This is a genomic window from Azospirillum sp. UENF 111221 (genome assembly GCF_058780625.1).
Genome location: NZ_JBSNCH010000005.1, coordinates 900,765 through 917,754, shown reverse-complemented (window position 1 = coordinate 917,754; position 16,990 = coordinate 900,765). Strand labels below are relative to the sequence as shown.

The 16,990-nt window shown below is 67.8% G+C and carries 20 protein-coding genes and 1 other RNA gene; 8 read left to right on the top strand and 13 right to left on the bottom strand.

Annotated features, from left to right (window positions below; genetic code table 11):
* Positions 1 to 10 precede the first annotated feature (10 nt).
* From ACWPN3_RS18785 to pdeM, 4 genes are all read right to left on the bottom strand, one after another.
* Complete coding sequence (locus ACWPN3_RS18785) at positions 11 to 1,207, bottom strand: CobW family GTP-binding protein (RefSeq protein WP_492240779.1); 1,197 nt, start codon at positions 1,205 to 1,207, stop codon at positions 11 to 13.
* Complete coding sequence (locus tag ACWPN3_RS18780) at positions 1,177 to 1,647, bottom strand: Fur family transcriptional regulator (protein WP_098739505.1); 471 nt, start codon at positions 1,645 to 1,647, stop codon at positions 1,177 to 1,179. Before ACWPN3_RS18780 ends, ACWPN3_RS18785 begins: the two co-directional genes overlap by 31 nt.
* 277 nt (positions 1,648 to 1,924) lie before the next feature.
* On the bottom strand, positions 1,925 to 3,397 hold the full coding sequence (locus ACWPN3_RS18775) for a cryptochrome/photolyase family protein (RefSeq protein WP_492240778.1): 1,473 nt from the start codon (positions 3,395 to 3,397) through the stop codon (positions 1,925 to 1,927).
* Between the two features lie 77 nt (positions 3,398 to 3,474).
* Positions 3,475 to 4,212: a ligase-associated DNA damage response endonuclease PdeM gene (gene pdeM, locus ACWPN3_RS18770; RefSeq protein WP_492261670.1), complete on the bottom strand. Its 738-nt coding sequence runs from the start codon at positions 4,210 to 4,212 to the stop codon at positions 3,475 to 3,477.
* Between the two features lie 124 nt (positions 4,213 to 4,336).
* Here pdeM and ACWPN3_RS18765 point away from each other — a divergent pair, with 124 nt between their 5' ends.
* A complete protein-coding gene (locus ACWPN3_RS18765) occupies positions 4,337 to 4,720 on the top strand; it encodes a 2Fe-2S iron-sulfur cluster-binding protein (RefSeq protein ID WP_109449190.1) in 384 nt (127 codons plus the stop codon).
* 23 nt (positions 4,721 to 4,743) lie between these two features.
* Here the strand turns inward: ACWPN3_RS18765 and ACWPN3_RS18760 are convergent, their stop codons facing one another.
* The 3 genes from ACWPN3_RS18760 to rpsU all read right to left on the bottom strand — a co-directional run bounded on the left by ACWPN3_RS18760 (position 4,744) and on the right by rpsU (position 8,564).
* Positions 4,744 to 7,245 (bottom strand): ligase-associated DNA damage response DEXH box helicase, encoded by a 2,502-nt coding sequence (locus tag ACWPN3_RS18760; RefSeq protein ID WP_492261669.1) that lies wholly within the window; start codon positions 7,243 to 7,245, stop codon positions 4,744 to 4,746.
* A gap of 61 nt (positions 7,246 to 7,306) precedes the next feature.
* Positions 7,307 to 8,140 (bottom strand): 3-methyl-2-oxobutanoate hydroxymethyltransferase, encoded by an 834-nt coding sequence (gene panB, locus ACWPN3_RS18755; protein WP_109449194.1) that lies wholly within the window; start codon positions 8,138 to 8,140, stop codon positions 7,307 to 7,309.
* A gap of 220 nt (positions 8,141 to 8,360) precedes the next feature.
* Positions 8,361 to 8,564, bottom strand: a complete 204-nt coding sequence (rpsU, locus tag ACWPN3_RS18750) for a 30S ribosomal protein S21 (protein WP_012974546.1) — start codon at positions 8,562 to 8,564, stop codon at positions 8,361 to 8,363.
* 216 nt (positions 8,565 to 8,780) lie between these two features.
* On the opposite strand from rpsU, the gene def reads away from it, so the two are divergent.
* On the top strand, positions 8,781 to 9,341 hold the full coding sequence (gene def, locus ACWPN3_RS18745; protein WP_492240774.1) for a peptide deformylase: 561 nt from the start codon (positions 8,781 to 8,783) through the stop codon (positions 9,339 to 9,341).
* Positions 9,342 to 9,365: 24 nt separating this feature from the next.
* Entirely contained in the window at positions 9,366 to 10,061 is a 696-nt protein-coding gene (locus tag ACWPN3_RS18740; RefSeq protein ID WP_492240773.1) for a COQ9 family protein, read from the top strand.
* Positions 10,062 to 10,098: 37 nt separating this feature from the next.
* Here ACWPN3_RS18740 and ACWPN3_RS18735 read toward each other — a convergent pair whose 3' ends face one another.
* From ACWPN3_RS18735 to ssrA, 3 genes are all read right to left on the bottom strand, one after another.
* Positions 10,099 to 10,461, bottom strand: coding sequence for a TfoX/Sxy family protein (locus ACWPN3_RS18735; protein ID WP_492240772.1), 363 nt, complete (start codon positions 10,459 to 10,461; stop codon positions 10,099 to 10,101).
* Between the two features lie 12 nt (positions 10,462 to 10,473).
* Positions 10,474 to 10,971 (bottom strand): SspB family protein, encoded by a 498-nt coding sequence (locus ACWPN3_RS18730; RefSeq protein ID WP_109050291.1) that lies wholly within the window; start codon positions 10,969 to 10,971, stop codon positions 10,474 to 10,476.
* A gap of 77 nt (positions 10,972 to 11,048) precedes the next feature.
* Positions 11,049 to 11,409, bottom strand: a transfer-messenger RNA (tmRNA) gene (gene ssrA / locus ACWPN3_RS18725).
* 115 nt (positions 11,410 to 11,524) lie between these two features.
* Here ssrA and thyX point away from each other — a divergent pair.
* Positions 11,525 to 12,919, top strand: a complete 1,395-nt coding sequence (gene thyX, locus ACWPN3_RS18720; RefSeq protein ID WP_492261668.1) for an FAD-dependent thymidylate synthase — start codon at positions 11,525 to 11,527, stop codon at positions 12,917 to 12,919.
* A 23-nt stretch (positions 12,920 to 12,942) separates the two neighbouring features.
* Here thyX and ruvX read toward each other — a convergent pair whose 3' ends face one another.
* Positions 12,943 to 13,485 carry a Holliday junction resolvase RuvX gene (ruvX, locus tag ACWPN3_RS18715; RefSeq protein WP_109449204.1) on the bottom strand — a complete coding sequence of 181 codons (543 nt, stop codon included), beginning with the start codon at positions 13,483 to 13,485 and terminating at the stop codon, positions 12,943 to 12,945.
* Positions 13,486 to 13,561: 76 nt separating this feature from the next.
* On the opposite strand from ruvX, the gene ACWPN3_RS18710 reads away from it, so the two are divergent.
* From ACWPN3_RS18710 to gatA, 4 genes are all read left to right on the top strand, one after another.
* Positions 13,562 to 14,104 carry a GNAT family N-acetyltransferase gene (locus tag ACWPN3_RS18710; RefSeq protein ID WP_492240770.1) on the top strand — a complete coding sequence of 181 codons (543 nt, stop codon included), beginning with the start codon at positions 13,562 to 13,564 and terminating at the stop codon, positions 14,102 to 14,104.
* Positions 14,105 to 14,230: 126 nt separating this feature from the next.
* Positions 14,231 to 14,548 (top strand): hypothetical protein, encoded by a 318-nt coding sequence (locus tag ACWPN3_RS18705; protein WP_492240769.1) that lies wholly within the window; start codon positions 14,231 to 14,233, stop codon positions 14,546 to 14,548.
* Between the two features lie 88 nt (positions 14,549 to 14,636).
* Entirely contained in the window at positions 14,637 to 14,924 is a 288-nt protein-coding gene (gene gatC, locus ACWPN3_RS18700; protein ID WP_042691134.1) for an Asp-tRNA(Asn)/Glu-tRNA(Gln) amidotransferase subunit GatC, read from the top strand.
* Entirely contained in the window at positions 14,924 to 16,405 is a 1,482-nt protein-coding gene (gene gatA, locus ACWPN3_RS18695; protein WP_492261667.1) for an Asp-tRNA(Asn)/Glu-tRNA(Gln) amidotransferase subunit GatA, read from the top strand. The genes gatC and gatA overlap by 1 nt, the downstream gene beginning before the upstream one ends.
* Positions 16,406 to 16,488: 83 nt before the next feature.
* Here the strand turns inward: gatA and ACWPN3_RS18690 are convergent, their stop codons facing one another.
* Both ACWPN3_RS18690 and ACWPN3_RS18685 read right to left on the bottom strand, forming a co-directional pair.
* Positions 16,489 to 16,689 (bottom strand): hypothetical protein, encoded by a 201-nt coding sequence (locus ACWPN3_RS18690; RefSeq protein ID WP_109449213.1) that lies wholly within the window; start codon positions 16,687 to 16,689, stop codon positions 16,489 to 16,491.
* Between the two features lie 76 nt (positions 16,690 to 16,765).
* Positions 16,766 to 16,960, bottom strand: coding sequence for a hypothetical protein (locus tag ACWPN3_RS18685; RefSeq protein ID WP_376959702.1), 195 nt, complete (start codon positions 16,958 to 16,960; stop codon positions 16,766 to 16,768).
* Positions 16,961 to 16,990: the final 30 nt, after the last annotated feature.

Sequence of the window (16,990 nt, the reverse complement as noted above, 5' to 3'; positions counted from 1 at the left end):
GCCTTCGACCTTATCCCTCTTTCCCTTCGCCCCAGACCAGACCGTTGAACAGCGGTTCGATCACCGTCTGGCCGACGTCGCGGGTGATGAAGACCAGCTTGGTGCGGTGGTCGTCGCTGGGCCAATCCTCCAGGCGGACCGGCGGGTGGAACATGTGCTGGACGCCGTGGACGACCACGGGCAGCTCGCTTTCCTGAACGTTCAGCAGGCCCTTCACCCGCAGCAGGTTCTCGCCGGCCTGGGCGATCAGCGCCTCCATGAAGTCGACGAAGCCGTTCCAGGGAATCGGCCGGTCGATCACCATGCAGAAGGCGCGGATGTGGTCGTCATGGCGGTTGGCGTCGTGGTGATGATGCTCATGGCCGCAATCGGGATCGCAATGGTCGCCATGGTCGTGATCGTGATCATGCCCGTGGTGATCATGGTCGTGATGCTCGTGCCCGTGGTCGTGATGCCTATGATGATGCTCATGCGCCTTGGCCTGCTCGTCGCGATAGGCCTCCTCGCGCAGCCAGCGGGCGACGTCGGGGCTCTTGGTCTCCGGATTGTAGAGACCGGCATCGAACAGCTTGGCCGGATCGATGTCGCCATGGGCGGCGGGAATGACCGGGGCGGCCGGGTTGATGGCGGCGAGGCGCTGCATCAGCGCGACGGTCGCCGCCGGGGTGGCGACGTCGGTCTTGGTCAGCACGATGCGGTCGGCGACGGCGGCCTGCTTCACGCTTTCCGGCTGACGGTCGAGCTGGAGCGAGCCGTGCGCCGCATCGACCGTGGCGATGACGCCGTCCAGGCGGAAGCGGGCGGCCAGCAGCGGGTCCGACATCAGGGTGTGGATGATCGGGGCCGGGTCGGCGAGGCCGGTCGTCTCCACCACCACCCGGTCGAAATCGGGGATCTCCCCTTTCACCCGCTTCAGGAACAGGTCGCGCAGCGTGTCGACCAGATCGCCGCGGATGGTGCAGCACAGGCAGCCGCTGTCCATCAGCACCATGTTCTCCGACGCCTTGGCGATCAGCAGATGGTCCAGCCCGACCTCGCCGAACTCATTGATGACGATGGCGGTGCGGGCCATGGCCGGGTTGCGCAGCAGCGCCTGGAGCAGCGTGGTCTTGCCGCTGCCGAGGAAGCCGGTCAGCACCGAGACGGGAAGACGGGCGGGAGGGGCGGCGGGAGCGCTCAACGGGGATTCTCCTGACAGGATTTGCACAGGCCGCGCACCTCGACGGTGGGGCGCTGGACACGGAAGCCGCGCCCGGCCGCCGCGGCGTCGATGGCGGCGCCGACACCCGGATCGTCGATCTCGGCGGCGTCGCCGCAGGCCTCGCACACTAGGAACTGCCCGGAATGGACATCCCCCGGTGCGGCGCAGCCGACATAGGCGTTCAGCGATTCGATGCGGTGTACCAGCCCCTGTTCGACCAGGAACTCCAGCGCGCGGTAGACGGTCAGCGGTGCGGCCGCCTTGCCCTCCTGCTGGCTGAGATCCTCCAGGATCGCATAGGCGCCGCGCGGCCGGTGGCTGGACCACACCAGCTCCAGCACGCGGCGGCGCAGCGCGGTCAGCCGCGCCCCCCGCTCCGCGCACAGCGCGTCGGCACGGGTCAGGGCATCGGCGATGCAGTGGGTGTGGTCGTGAAGCGCGGACATGGGTGTTACTTTATAACACCCTGTCGGCCGTTGCAACCCGGCCAAGGGAAAAGGCGGCCCCGGGGGAGGGACCGCCTTGCCGAGTGGCGATTGTTTTTCTTGGGGCCGTCTTTTTCAAGAGCCGGGACGTGGCACGACCGCGGGGCAGGGGTCGACGTCCTTCTCGCTGGCCCATTTGGGACGGGCAGGGCGGCCGCACCGGGCCGCTGTTGGCACGATAACGGGCCGGCGTGACCGTTTGCGGGCGTGCCGGTGACCGTTCGATGAAGATTGCCCGTCAATCCTCCGTCTCCGCCTTGCCCTTGCGCTCGTTGTAGAGGGCCAGCGCCCGGTCGCGCGCAACGGCATGGTCGAGGATCGCGTGCGGGTAATCGTCGCCCAGCTTGACGCCGGCCTGCCGCAGAACCTCGGTCGGTGCCGCCCAGGGCTGGTGGATCCAGCGCGGCGGCAGCCGGTCAAGTTCTGGCACATAGCGGCGGACGTAATCGCCCTGGGGGTCGAACTTCTCGCCCTGCAGGACCGGATTGAAGACGCGGAAGAACGGAGAGGCATCGGCGCCGCAGCCGGCCACCCACTGCCAGTTGCCGGCATTCTGGGCCAGGTCGCCATCGACCAGCGTGTCCCAGAACCAGCGCTCGCCCTCCTGCCAGGGCAGCAGCAGGTCCTTGATCAGGAAGGAGGCGACGATCATCCGCACCCGGTTGTGCATCCAGCCGGTCTCCCACAGCTGGCGCATGCCGGCATCGACGATGGGATAGCCGGTGCGCCCGCGCTGCCAGGCCCGCAGGCCGGCAGCGTCCTCGCGCCAGGGGAAGTCGGCGAAGCGGCGGTCGAGCGGGCTGTCGGGAAGCTCCGGCGCATGGTGAAGCAGATGATGCTGGAATTCGCGCCAGCCGATTTCGCGCAGGAAGACTTCGACTCCGGGCGCCAGCTCCGGCCGGGCGTCGGCGGCATGGCGGGCGGCGTGCCAGACCTGCCGCGGCCCGATCTCCCCGAAGGCCAGATAGGGCGACAGGGCCGAGGTGCCGGGATGGTCCGGCCGATCACGCTCCGTCCCATACACCCCGACCGGCCCGTCGAGGAAATCGGCCAGCCGCGACCGCGCGGCCGTCTCCCCCGGCACCCAGCGCTTGCGCAGGCCGGCGGCCCAATCGGGCTTGGCCGGCAACAGGGCCCAGCTTTCGAGCGCGTCGCTGGCCGGTGCGGATTTCGGCGCTGTCAGCGCAGCGGGGGCGCGGGTCGGCAGCGGCGGGTCGAGTGTGGCGGAGAGGTGGCGCCAGAAGGGGGTGAAGACCTTGAACGGGCCGCCGCTCTTGTTCTTGACGGTCCAGGGTTCGGCCAGCAGTCCGGCGTTGAAGCTGCGGGCATCGACACCGCGTGCCTTCAGCCGCTCCTTGATCGCCGCATCGCGGGCGGTCTGGGCGGGGGCGTAGCGGCGGTTCCATAGCACGCACTCCGCCCCGGTTTCCGCGATCAGCGTTTCCAGCACCGCCCCCGGCTCGCCCCGGCGCAGCACCAGCGGCGAGCCGTGGCGGGCGCAGCAGGTGGCGAGCCGTTCCAGGCTGCCGTGCAGCCACCAGCGCTGTGCTCCGCCCAGCGGCCAGGGGTCGCCGGTCTCCTCTTCCAGGATGTAGAGCGGGATGACCGGCGCGCCGCGCTCGGTGGAAGCCTGGGCGGCGGCGGTCAGCGCCGGGTTGTCGGCAAGGCGCAGGTCGTTGCGGAACCAGACGATGATGGGAGAGGCGGACATGCACAGCGCTCGGTTGGATGTCTCCGGACCACCCGATATAGGCTGCGCTCACGCTTCGGCCAGAGCATTCGGCCGAGTCAGCGCGCGCGGTCCGGCGACAAACGGGCGCAGGGGAAGCGGTAGACCCGGCCGCGCGCCGTCATCAGTACCTCGAACCCCGGCGCCAGCAGCCCGTCGAAGGCGGCGTCCAGCACGTTCAGCCCGCCGGTGAAGCTGCCGAAGGCCGGCAGGATCAGCTTGGCCCCGTCATGGGCGAAGCAGCGCTCGCGCACCCGCCTCCCGGCGAGCGCCACCGCGGCGGCCGGATGCAGGTGGCCCGACAACTCGCCGACGGCGCCCGGCTCGGCCTCGTGCCGGAAGGTCAGCGGGCCGATGGACAGCTCTTCCACCACCCGGCCGCCGAAGCCCTGCGGCGGTTCGGGATCGTGGTTGCCGGTGATCCACACCCAGTCGGCGACGGAATTGGTCAGGGCGCGCAGCCGTGCAACGTCCGCCGCGTCCATCCGCTCCGCGGCCCTGCGGTCGTGAAAGCTGTCGCCCAGGCACAGCACGCGCGCCGGCCGCGCAGTCGCGATCAGCCCGGCCAGCCGGTCCAGCGTCGCCCGCGTGTCGTAGGGCGGCAGCATCCGTCCGCGCGCGGCAAAGGCGGATCCCTTTTCCAGATGCAGGTCGGCGACGGCGAGAATGCCCTCCGCCGGCCACAGCAGCGCGCCAGACGGATCGGCCAGCAGTTCGGCGCTGAGGAAGGTCAGTGCGGCGCGGCTGTCATCGCCCTGACAGCCGGAGCCAAGAGTTTGGGGGGAAGCTGACAACATTCGTTTACCGGCGATCATCGGAATCGGCCAATATCCATGGAAAAGTTGTGGGCATGATGTTTGCAGCCGGACGGGCCGCCGCCGTGGAGGCATGGCGGATCACAACCATACCCGGAGGATACCCATGGCCACAGTGACGTTCACCGGCCTGACGCTGCCCAAGGACATGACCGTCTACGCGGTCGCCGGCGACACCGGCACTCTGCTGGCGCTGGCGAAGAAGCACGACATCCCGATCCCGTTCCAGTGCCAGGACGGCGAGTGCGGATCCTGCCTCGTCAAGGTGACCTATCTCGACGGGAAGACTCCGATGGCCATCGATCTGACCGAAAAGGAGAAAGTTACCCTGTCCGTCAACGGCAAGCTGAACCGGGACCTGTTGGAGGCGGCCGAGAACGCCCATCGTCCGCCGCCCTACCGTCTGGCCTGCCAGTTCATCGTCCGCGACGAGACCATTCTTGTCGAGTTCAGCGGCGAACCGGGCGTGGAGCCGGAACTGCGCAAGTAACCTGCGGTCGGCATGGGGCGGCGTCACAACGACAACCGTCCCTGCTGCGGGCGCCGCGTTTCCAATTTCGCAGGCCGCGGCGGAGCCAGTTCCGGCATCGCCTCGGCCAGCAGTTCGGCCTCGGCGGCGGCGAGCAGCTCATCGGTGGCGCTGCCGTCCACCCGCTCGCGGCCGATCTCCAGGATCACCGGCACCGCCAGGGGAGAGATGCGGTCGAGGTTCTTGTGGGTGATACGCCCGCGCACCCGCGCCAGGAAATCGGACAGGCGGCGGATGTCGGTCAGCCCGCCGGCCGCATCGGCCCGCGTCGCCCGCAGCAGCACATGGCCGGGGTCGTGCTTGCGCAGCACGTCATAGATCAGGTCGGAGGAGAAGGTGACCTGCCGCCCGGTCTTCTCCTGTCCCGGATGGCGACGGTCGATCACTCCGGCGATCAGCGCCACATTGCGGAAGGTCCGCCGCAGCATCGACGATTCGTCCATCCAGGCTTCCAGATCGTCGCCCAGCATGTCCTGGTCGAACAGCGCGTCCATGTCGGTTGGCGAGCGCAGCGACCACACCGCCAGCACATAGTCGGTGGCGACGAAGCCCAGCGGCCCCAGCCCGACCCTTTCCATCCGCCGGGTCAGCAGCATGCCCAGCGTCTGGTGCGCATTCCGTCCCTCGAAGGCGTAGGCGACCAGGAATTGCTTTCCCGCCTTGGGGAAGGTTTCGACCAGCAGCCCGTCGCGGTTGGGCAGGACCGAGCGGTGGCGCTGAAGCCGCAGCCATTCCTGCACATCCTCCGGCAGCCCGTCCCACTGGCGCGGATCGGCCAGCATCGCGCGCACGCGCTCGGCCAGATGGGTGGACAGCGGCAGCCGCCCGCCGGCATAGGCGGGAACCTTCGGATCGCCGGTGCCGCCCTTGGCGACCTGGGCCTCCATTTCGCGCACGCCGAGGAATTTCAACAGCTGACCGGCGAACAGGAAGGTGTCGCCGGGCGTCAGGCCCTGAATGAAATACTCCTCCACCTCGCCCAGCACCGGGCCGCGGTTCAGGCGGACGCGCAGCAGCGCCTCCTGGGTGATGGTGCCGACATTCATGCGGTATTGCCGCGCCACCGCCGGGCCGGCCACCGCCATCCGGCCGTCCTCGCGCAGCTTCAAACGCTGGAACCGGTCATAGGCGCCGAGCGCGTAACCGCCGGTGGTGACGAAATCCAGCACGTCGTCGAACTCGTCGCGCGTCATTGCGGCATAGGGGGCGGCGGAGACCACCTCCTCATACAGCTCGTCGGGCAGGAAGGGGGCGGCGCAGGCCATGCCGAGCAGATGCTGGGACAGCACGTCGAGCCCGCCCGGCCGCGGCGCCTCGCCGTCCAGCGTGTGGTCGTGCACCGCCTCCAGCGCGGCGCGGCATTCCAGCACCTCGAAGCGGTTGGCGGGGACCAGCAGGGCGCGGCTCGGCTCGTCCAGCCGGTGGTTGGCGCGGCCGATGCGCTGGACCAGCCGGCTCGACCCCTTCGGCGCGCCGATCTGTACCACGAGATCGACCGCCGCCCAATCGATGCCGAGATCGAGCGAGGAGGTGGCGACAACCGCCCGCAGCTCACCGCGCGCCATGGCGCCCTCGACCTTGCGGCGCTGCTCCACCGCCAGCGAGCCGTGGTGGAGCGCGATGGGCAGATTGTCGTCGTTGACCCGCCACAGCGCCTGGAACACCAGCTCGGCCTGGGCGCGGGTGTTGACGAACAGCAGGGTGGTGCGCTGGCGGCGGACGCGCTCGTAGATTTCCTTCATGGCATGCATCGCCATGTGGCCGGCCCACGGCACCCGTTCCTGCGAGGTCAGGATCTCGACCTCCGCCTGGGCGCCGCTGCGGCCGAGGACGAGGCGCACGTCGTCGGAGTCGCTTCCGTCATGCCGGCCGCGGCGCGACAGCCAGGCCAGCAGCCGTTCCGGTTCAGACACCGTGGCGGACAGCCCGACGCGGCGGGCGGCGGGGGCGAGCCGCGACAGCCGGGCCAGACCGAGCGCCAGCAGGTCGCCGCGCTTGGATCCTGCCAGCGCATGCAGCTCGTCGACGATGACGCAGCGCAGAGTGCGGAAAAGCTTGTCGGCGTCGGTGTAGGACAGCAGCAGCGCCAAGCTTTCCGGCGTCGTCATCAGCATGTGCGGCGGATGGGTGCGCTGGCGCCGGCGCTTGGCCTCCGGCGTATCGCCGGTGCGGTTCTCCGCCCGGATCGGCAGCCGCATCTCGGCGATCGGCTGTTCCAGATTGCGCTGGATGTCGACCGCCAGCGCCTTCAGCGGCGAGATGTAGAGGGTGTGCAGCCCCTCGCGCGGCCGTTCCGCCAGTTCGATCAGCGAGGGCAGGAAACCGGCCAGCGTCTTGCCGCCGCCGGTCGGTGCGATCAGCAGCGCGCTTTCGCCCCGTTCCGCTGCCTCCACCATCGCGACCTGATGCGGGTGGGGTGCCCAGCCGCGCGACCGGAACCACGCGGCGACGTTGGGCGGGATCAAGGCAGGGGGGGATGCATCCATGACGGCCGGACTGTACCGGATCGCCTGGAACGTAGAAAGAACGAAAGTGTGGAAGAGGGCGTTACACCGCTGCCGCCTTCTTCATCCCGAAGCAATGCTCCGGTCCGGGGAAGGAACGGGCCCGCACCTCGGCGGCGTAGGTCGCGGCGGCTTCGCCGACCGTCTCGCCCAGATTGGCGTAGCGCTTGACGAATTTCGGCTGGAAGGCGCCGAACAGCCCCAGCATGTCGTCGGTGACCAGGACCTGACCGTCGCAGGCCGGCGAGCCGCCGATGCCGATGGTGGGGATCGCCACCTCTTCGGTGATGCGGCGGGCCAGCGGCTCCATCGTGCCTTCGATCACCAGGGTGAAGGCGCCGGCCTCGGCGATGGCGCGGGCGTCGTCGGCGATCCGCTCCGCTGCCTCGGCGTCGCGGCCGACCGCCTTGTAGCCGCCCAGCGTGTTTACGGATTGCGGCGTCAGACCGACATGCCCCATCACCGGGATGCCGCGGGCGGTCAGGAAGGCGACCGTCTCGGCCATCTCGATGCCGCCTTCCAGCTTGACCGCCTGGGCGCCGGTCTCCGCCATCACGCGGGCGGAGGCGCGGAAGGCCGCCTCCTTGCTTTCCTGATAGCTGCCGAAGGGCAGGTCGACGACGACGCAGGCGCGCTCCGACGCGCGCACCACGGCGGCGCCATGGGCGATCATCATGTCGAGCGTTACCGGAAGCGTGCTGTCCAGCCCATAGACCACCATGCCCAGCGAATCGCCGACCAGCAGGATGTCGACATGCGGGTCGAGCAGGCGGGCTACCGGGGCGGTGTAGGCGGTCAGGCAGACAATGGGCTCGCCCCCCTTGCGGGCGCGCAGCGCCGGGACCGAATGACGGGCGGTGAGGTTGGAAGCGCTCATGATCGGGCCTTTCCAAGGCTGGCTGCAGCGGGCCGAAGGGGGGCGGTCCAGCTCGCTGACCATTCAATACGCTTGGCCGACGCACAGTCGGACCAAGAAAAATGGCGCAGATACACCAAAACCGCCCACGCGAGGTTCGCGGGACGGTCGGGTGCAAGACACAAGGGGTCTTGGGCGCGCATCACACGCGCCCTTCGCAGTCGCTAAGCGCGACCGACGATTAGTAGCCCTCGCGTTCCATCCGCTTGCGGAGCAGCTTGCGGGTGCGACGCACCGCTTCAGCCTTCTCACGCGCACGCTTCTCCGAGGGCTTCTCGTAGTTACGGCGGAGCTTCATTTCACGGAAAATGCCCTCGCGCTGCATCTTCTTCTTGAGCGCGCGGAGGGCCTGATCGACGTTGTTATCTCGGACCAGAACTTGCACGTTAACCGTCACCCTTCCAAGTGAAGCATGTTGCGCCAAGGCAACAAATAGGCATGCGCGGCGGGCGCACCCCTTGTGTGGGCGCAGTGTGTAGCACGACCCAACGCCTTTGTGAAGGGGAGTCTTCGGTTCACCAGCATGAGCCCGGCCATAAGCCCGGTTGGGACCCACAGGAAACGGTTGCCCCGGCGGTGCCCACACTCCAGATATAGAGACATGCCAGTGCTTCCAATCGCCCGTATGGGCAATCCCGTACTCCGCAAGATCGCGGAGCCCATCGCCGACCCGACCGATCCGGCAGTCGCCCGGCTGGCGGCCGACATGATCGCCACCATGCTGGACGCGCCCGGAGTCGGCCTTGCCGCTCCGCAGATCTCCGAGCCGCGCCGGATCATCGTCTTTCGTGTTCCCGCCGACCGCGGCGAGGGGGAGGAGGTGGCAAACACCGTCCTGGTCAATCCGGTGATCGAGCCGCTGACCGACGAAAAGGTTCTTGGCTGGGAAGGCTGCCTGTCGATTCCGGGCCTGCGCGGGCTGGTGCCACGCTACAAGCGCATCCGCTACCGCGGTTATGGGCTGGACGGCGCCCGGATCGAGCGGGAGGCGTCGGGGTTCCATGCCCGCGTCGTCCAGCACGAGGTCGACCACCTCGACGGCGTGCTCTATCTTGATCGCATGGACGATCTGCAGCTCCTGGTCTGCACCGAGGAGATGCATCACCTCAACGCCGCGCTGGCCGCGGCGACTCGTGACACCGACGCGCCGTCCCGGACCTGAGGGCCGGCGCAGGGAGAGTTGGCTATGAGCATCGACACGCTTCGCGACGAGATCCTGGTGGCGAGCCTGCCCAACGTCGTTTTCGACGGCTGGAGCCTGCAGTCCCTGCGCGACGGCACCCAGATGGCGGGGCATGAGCCGTCGGCGCTGCTGCGCGCCTTCCCCGGCGGCGTCACCGATGCGGTGGAGCATTTCGCCGACTGGGCCGACCGCCAGATGCTCGACCGGCTGGAGGCCCAGCCGCTGGCCGAGATGAAGGTGCGCGAGCGCATCTCGCTGGCCGTCCGCACCTATTTCGAAGTTCTGGAACCGTACCGCGAGGCCAAGCGCCGGCAGCTGTCCTATCTGGCCATGCCGCAGAATGTGGCGCTCGGCCTGCGGCTGCTTTACCGCACGGTCGATGCCATGTGGTTCGCCGCCGGCGACAGCTCGACCGACTACAACCATTACACCAAGCGGGCGCTGTTGGCGGCGGTGGTCAGCTCCTCCACCTTCTACTGGCTGGACGACAAGTCGGACGACCATGCCGAGACCCGCGCCTTCATCGACCGCCGTCTGGCCGACGTGATGGCGGTGGGCAAGGCGACCTCGTCGGTCGGCAAGCTCGGCTCTATGCTGAACCTCATTCCCAACCCCTTGCGTTTCGCCCGCCAGATGCGCCAGCGCACCGCCGGCGCCCAGGCGAGCAACGCGACGGTCCATATGGCCGAGAATATCTGAGGGGAATACGCCCTCTCCCGAGGCGGGAGAGGGCGTTCTATTTCCGCTTCGCCTTTGCGGCCTTCTTCGCTGCGGCCCGCAACGCCGCCTCGAACCCCGACCGGGCCCAGGGCAGCAGGTCATCGCGGTCGTCGAAAGCCGAATCGGGGGGCGGGTAGTAGGACAGGGTGGTGGGTTTGTCCGGCATCGGCCGGAAGGGCTCCAGGCCCAGTTCCGCGAAGGATGCGCGGTTCACGTCATCGGCCTTGAAATACAGGACCTCGTCGGCGACCAGCGCGAAGGTCAGCCCGTCGATGGACAGGCCGTAGCCGCCGAACATGCGGCGCACACGCACATCGCCCAGCGGCGCCAGCATCTCGCAAAGTGTCGCGACATACTCACTGGGCAGCTGGGCGGGCATCTGTTCGGACGGTTACTTTTTGCGGAAAGCGTCCAGGGCAACGACCTCGCCACGCTTCGGCTCTTCGGCCGGGGCACTTTCCTCTGCCTTCTCCTCCGCACGCTCGGCGGCGGCGCGGGGCGGCATGGTCGCGACCTCCGCCGATTCGGCGGCGGCCAGCGGCTGGAACTGCAGGGCGAAATTCACCGACGGGTCGGCGAAGGTGGTGATGGCGGCGAACGGAATCACCAGCCGCTCATGCACGTTGTTGAAGCTCAGCGTGACCTCGAAATGATCGTCCGTCACATCCAGCCCGTAATATTGGAACTGGAGGACGATGGTCATCTCGTTCGGATACTGCGAGGACAGGTAATCCGGGATCTCGACACCGGGGAAGCCGGTGCGGAAGGTCAGGTAGAAATGGTGATTGCCCGGCAAGCCGCGCTCGGCAACCTCGGTCAGCGCGTCGCGGACAACGCCGCGCAACGCGGTTTCGACCATCCGGTCATAGCGGAGCTGCTCTTTCGGCATGCTTGGGCGGGTCCCTGGTAACGCGATCGGTCTTGCGTCCCGCCTTGGCCAAGGGCCGGCACGAAACGCTGGGAAGAGGTGTGGGCCTTCTGTTGCTAGGCGGCCCACGGCCCCACCCTTAGGCGCTAACCCTCGGGGATTAGGTTTAGGCTACCAGCCGCCGTTAGGCAGCGAGGCGAGCCTGAGCAACGTTGTCGTTGGCAACTATTGCAACGGCCCGATAACGGCGGAACCATGCCGAGCGAAAACCATGCCTTTACTACGCGTGTCGATCCTGTTTCGCCCCCAACGACCCCGGTCAACGAGTCCGGTGTATGGTTGGTGGAGGCGCCGGGTACCGCCCCCGGGTCCACAACGCTTATTCCACAAGGCGTTTATCGCCATAGTCGGCGAACCGACGTCGCGAATATAGGCACTCCCGCCCGGCAAGGGAAGGGCCTGTGTGACGTGATCGCCAAATGCGTTGCGGTGACGCGGGGGAAACCATTCGTTCACCGTTCCCGATCCGCATGTGGTCTGTTAATACAGCCGCCACCGTAACCCCGGAGTCACCATGCCGATCACGCCCGAGCAGCGCGACGAAATCGATCGCCTGCGCGCCGTCACCGCCACCACCCGCCGCGCCACCGTCCCGGCCCTGGAGGACATCCTCTATCAGCCGCTGGAGGTGCTGGACCACGGCTTCGTCCGCGTCATCGACTATATGGGCGACGATGCTGCGGTCGTGCAGGCGGCGCGCGTGTCCTATGGCAAGGGCACCAAGAAAGTCAGCGAGGATTCCGGCCTCATCAAGTATCTGATGCGCCACCGCCACTCGACCCCGTTCGAGATGTGCGAGATCAAGTTCCATGTGAAGCTGCCGATCTTCGTCGCCCGCCAGTGGATTCGCCACCGCACCGCGAACGTGAACGAATATTCGGCGCGCTACTCCATCCTCGACCGCGAGTTCTACGTGCCGGCGCCGGAACAGCTGGGCGCACAGGCCGTGGTCAATCGCCAGGGCCGCGGCGACGTCCTGGAGGGCGAGGAGGCCGCCAACGTGATGCGGCTGCTGCGCGAGGATTCCGAACGCGCCTACGGCCACTATGAGGAGATGCTGAACCACCGTGAGGACGGTTCGGTCATCGATCCCAACCGCCAGGGGCTGGCGCGCGAGCTGGCGCGGATGAACCTGTCGCTGAACTACTACACGCAGTGGTACTGGAAGGTCGATCTCCACAACCTTCTGCACTTCCTGTCGCTGCGTGCCGATGCGCATGCCCAGTATGAGATTCGCGTCTATGCCGACGCGATGCTGGACGTGGTGAAGCGCTGGGTTCCGGCGGTCTTCGACTCCTTCACCGAATACCGCATGGGCGGCGCCCATCTGTCGCGCACCGGCCTGGACGTGGTGAAGCGCTTGCTGGCCGGCGAGCCGGTGAGCCAGGAGGCCAGCGGCCTGTCCAAGCGCGAATGGCGCGAGCTGATGGACCAGCTCGGCCGCAGCGAAGTCTTAAAGAGGAAAGTCGGACCGATGACGCCGGATCAGGCCGAAAGCATCTATCGCCAAGGCCTGATCGCCGCGCAGGCCGGCCGCTGGGCCGAGGCGCAGGAACTGATCGCCCAAGCCATCACCGCACGCCCCGGCGTCGCCGTCTGGTGGGCCACCTATGGGCTGGTGCTGGAAAGCCAGGGCGATCTGCCGGGTGCGGTGCAGTCCTTCGCCGGGGCGCTGAACCTCGACGGCGATCTCGCCATGGCAATGGACGGCCTGCTGGCGGCGGCAGAGACGCTGGCCGCTGCCGGCCACGCCGATCTGGCGGAGGGCTATTACTGTCGCGCGCTGGCGCTGACCCCCGGCTCGCCGGCCGCTCTCGTCAAGTCAAGCGCCCTGCTGCTGGTGCAGGGGGTCGACCCGTCCAAGCTGCTGCGCCGTGCCGCTCTGCTACAGCCCGAACGCCAGGCCTGACCGAACCGCCGCCGGGGCCGCGGTCAGTCGCGGGCGTCGTGGTCTTCGTCGTCCCGCTCGTCTTCGTCCGCTTCGGCGGCGAGGCGGCGCTGGTTGGCCAGCATGTCGAGCGCGCCCTGGAGGATGTAGGCGGCGGCCATCTTGTCGACCACCTCGTCGCGGCGCTTGCGGGTCATGTCGGCCTCACCGATCATGAAGCGCTCGACGGCGGAGGTCGACAGCCGCTCGTCCCAGAAGGCGATCTCCGCCTCCCAGCCCAGCAGGTCGGAGCGCTCCAGCAGATTGTTGGCGAAAGCGCGCACCGACTCGGCACGCGGCCCCTCCGTCCCGTCCATGTTCAGCGGCAATCCGACCACCAGCCCGCCGATGCTGTAGTCGCGGATGGTCTTGCCCAGCTCGCGTGCGTCCTGGGTGAATTTGGTGCGCTTCAGCGTGCCGATCGGGGATGCGACGATCAGTCCGGGGTCGGCCACCGCCAGCCCGACGGTCTTGGTGCCGACGTCAAGGCCGAGCAATCGTTGGTTTTTGCCCAGCCGGGCTGCGAGTTCGGAGAGGGTGTGGATCATCGCCCGACCATAGGGCCGCAGCCTTGTCACCGCAAGATTGCTTGAGTTGATCTCAAAGATACTTACTCTTCTAAGTATGAGCAGCGCCTTCCCCCAAGCCCTCCTGTCGCACCGGCCGCTTGCCGACGCCGACATCCCGACGATCTGCGGCTTTCCCCGCACGGCCGAAGAGCTGTATTTCCTGTTCCCGCGGGCGGTCTGGCCGCTGACCCCGGATCAGGTCCGGGCGACGCTGGGCATGCGCCGCGACCCCACCGTCATCACCCTGGCGGAGAACGGACGGGAGCGTGTGGTCGGCTATGCCAATTATGCCACCTTCGAGGATGGCCGCACCGCCAGCATCGGCAATGTCAGCGTCGATCCGGCCCTGCGCCGGCGCGGCATCGCCGAATATCTGGTGCGCACCATGATCGACCGTGCCTTCGACCATCACCACCTGCCCGAACTGACGCTCTACTGCTTCAACACCAACACTCCGGCCCTGCTGCTCTATGCCAAGCTGGGCATGGCGCCCGTCGCGCTGGAAACGCGGGTGACCCCCTGGGGCCAGCCGATCGCGCTGTTCAAACTGCGCATGGATCACGCCACCTGGCGTTCGGTCGTTCCCATTGCCGCCTGACCTTCCGAATATTTAATGATAGGGCCGCTGGCGGGGCGGGACATGAGGCGTATAGTCGGTCGCCTGTGGACGCGGCTGCCTCGTGCGCGGCTGCTGCGTGGCCCGAACCATCGACGGAGCGGACGGATGAGCAAATTGGGCGCGGATGCGAGCCGGCGTGCGGTGCTGGCCGGACTTGTCGCCGGCGGTGCCGGGCTGTTTGCCGCCGGTGGGGCCAAGGCGATCACCGCGCAGTCCAGTTCCGATTATGGCGCGATGCTGGATGCCGCCTGCGGCGCCAGCACCGACCACAAGCGCCAGATCGCCGCGGTGGAGAAGACACTTGGCGTCCTTCTCCCCGACGCGCGGGTGGTGGAGGCGTTGCAGCGCACCCAATGCCCGTCCTGCGGATGCCCGCTGGTGCTGGCTGCCGGGCTTGCGAAAGGCGATGCCGGCGCCTTCTGAGCGGCGGAATGGCCGCAATCGTTGCGGATGAAGCCGGCGGGTGCTAGCTTCGCGGCCGATTTCCAATGTTTTGGAAGAGAGTAGAGGCATGTCGCTCGACAAGGCCACGGTGGCCAAGATCGCGCATCTGGCCCGCATCAAGGTGCCGGACGAGGAACTGGAATCCCTGGCTGGGGAACTGAGCCAGATTCTGACCTTCGTGGAACAGCTCAACGAGGTCGACACGAAGGACGTGCCGCCGATGACCAGCGTCGCTGCGCAAAAGCTGCGCCGCCGCAAGGACGAGGTCACCGACGGCGGCTATGCCGCGCAGGTCCTGTCGAACGGTCCGGAAACGGCCGAAGGCTTCTTTGTCGTGCCCAAGGTGGTCGAGTGATGACGGCGCTCACGCATCTGACGATGGCCGGGGCCCTGGATGGCCTCGCCAAGAAGGAGTTCACCGCGGTCGAGCTGACCGAGGCGCATGTGCGCGCGGTCGAGACCGTGCGCCCCTTCAACATCTTCATCACCGAGACGCCCGATGCCGCCCTGTCGATGGCCAAGGCCAGCGACGAGCGCCGGGCGCAGGGCACCGCCGGTCCGATGGACGGCCTGCCCATTGCGGTGAAGGACCTGTTCTGCACCAAGGGTGTGGCCACCACCGCCGGCAGCCACATCCTGGACGGCTTCAAGCCGGAGTATGAGTCCACGGTGACCTCCCAGCTGTGGCGCGACGGCGCCGTCATGCTGGGCAAGGTGAACCTGGACGAGTTCGCCATGGGCTCCGCCACCATCACCGCCCATCAGGGCGAGACGGTCAGCCCGTGGAGCCCCGGCGCGCCGGGTGCCTGGGAGAGGAAGATCGTTGCCGGCGGGTCGTCGGGCGGGTCCGCCGCGGTGATCGCCGCGCGTGCCGCACTGGGCGCCACCGGCACCGACACCGGCGGCTCGATCCGCCAGCCGGCCGGCTACACCGGCACCGTCGGCATCAAGCCGACCTACGGCCGCTGCTCGCGCTGGGGCATCGTCGCCTACGCCTCCTCGCTGGATCAGGCCGGGCCGATGACCCGCACGGTCGAGGATGCGGCGATCATGCTGCGCTCCATGTGTGGGTTCGATCCGAAGGACTCCACCTCGGTCGATATGCCGGTGCCGGACTTCCGCGCCGCCCTGACCGGCGACATCCGCGGCCTGCGCGTCGGCATTCCCAAGGAATACCGTGTCGAGGGCCTGTCGGCCGAGATCGCCGCGCTGTGGGAGCAGGGCATCGCCTGGCTGAAGGAGGCCGGTGCCGAGCCGGTCGAGGTCAGCCTGCCGCACACCAAATACGCGCTGGCCGCCTACTACATCATCGCGCCAGCCGAGGCGTCGTCCAACCTCGCGCGCTATGACGGCGTGCGCTATGGCCTGCGGGTCGAGGGCGGCAACCTCAAGGAGATGTACGAGAACACCCGCGGCGCCGGCTTCGGCAAGGAAGTGCAGCGCCGCATCCTGATCGGCACCTATGTGCTGTCGGCCGGCTATTACGACGCCTATTACAACAAGGCCCGACAGGTGCGCACGCGCATCAAGTGGGACTTCGACGAGGCGTTCAAGAGCTGCGACGTCATCCTGACGCCGACCGCCCCCAGCACGCCGTTCGCCATCGGCGAGAAGATGGACGATCCGGTGCAGATGTACCTGAACGACGTCTTCACCGTTCCGATCAACCTCGCCGGCCTGCCGGCGATGTCGGTCCCGGCTGGTCTCGGTGCCGACGGCCTGCCGCTCGGCCTCCAGCTGATCGGCCGCCCGTTCGACGAGGAGACGCTGCTGCGCGTCGGTCAGGTCGTCGAAAAGGCCGCCAATTTCAGCGCTGTTCCGCCCTTCGTGGCGTGACGCGTGCCTTGACAGCTTGACAGCGGAAGGGCCGGCTCCTGCGAGCCGGCCCTCTTCGTTTGGAATGGGATTGGTCGGGGCGCTTACGCCCCGCCGATGCCCTGAACATAGGTCTCGCCGGTCTTCGGATCGATGTTTTCGCCAGTCCCCGGCGTGCCCGGCGGCGCTTCGTCCTTGTCGCTCATCGGTTCGACCGCCGGCGTCACCGGGATCGGCTTGGTCGCCGGACGGTCGCTGGCGGACCGGTCAGTCTGCGGCATATCGGAGGTCTTCTCGTCGGCCATGACGGCTTGCTCCCTTCGTTGGCTCGGTTCATCCCCACCAACAGGCCATCGGCCGCATCGTCACCCCCCGGCCCCGCTATTCCGCCGCCTCCAGCGCCACCCGCGCCAGTTCCAGCAGCGTCTTGTCCACTTCTTCCTCGTCATAGCCGGGGTTGTCGGCCAGGGAGTCGCGCAGTCGCATGGTGATCAGTTCGCCGGTGTGATGCTTTTCGTAAAGGCGGACGTCGCCCAGCGCCTTTGCGACGCGGCGCAGCTTATCGCGGTCCATCATGCTCTCCTGTCTTGGTCAGCCAACTTGATC